Raw genomic sequence first — 502 nt, forward strand, 5'->3', positions numbered from 1 at the left:
CCGAGCCCGCCCGCATCGTGGCGCCTCGAGGGCATGAGCCAAGCGAGCGAACCCGCCCCGGCACGCCTTCCTCCCTGCGCGGCATCCCGTTTTCTGCTACCGTGTTCGCAAACGCCCGCAGGAGAAGGAGCCGAGCGCATGCGCATACTCATCGTGGAAGACGACGCGGCCATCGTGGCCAGCCTGACCGACCTCTTGCGCCGCGAGGGGTACGAGACCGAGCACGCCGACGGCCAGGACGCGGCCGAGGGGCTCCTGGCCGCATCGCGGTTCGACCTCGCGCTCGTGGACGTGGCCCTCGCGCAGGGCAACGGGTTCGCCGTGTGCGCGGCGGCGAAGGCGGCCGACCCGGCACCGGCCGTGATCTTCCTCACCGCCTCCGACGACGAGTACAGCACGGTGGCGGGCCTGGACATGGGGGCCGACGACTACATAGCCAAGCCCTTCCGCGCCCGCGAGCTGCTCTCGCGCATCAAGAGCGTGCTGCGCCGCACCTCGGGCG

Annotated in this window: 1 protein-coding gene; it reads left to right on the plus strand. The window is 71.7% G+C overall.

Going from position 1 to position 502, the window contains the following annotated elements; genetic code table 11:
- Positions 1-138: 138 nt before the first annotated feature.
- The coding region (locus tag GPA_RS02155; RefSeq protein WP_156791110.1) for a response regulator transcription factor at positions 139-502 on the plus strand (364 nt) is incomplete at its 3' end.

The sequence above is a fragment of the Gordonibacter pamelaeae 7-10-1-b genome (genome assembly GCF_000210055.1).
Lineage (GTDB): Bacteria > Actinomycetota > Coriobacteriia > Coriobacteriales > Eggerthellaceae > Gordonibacter > Gordonibacter pamelaeae.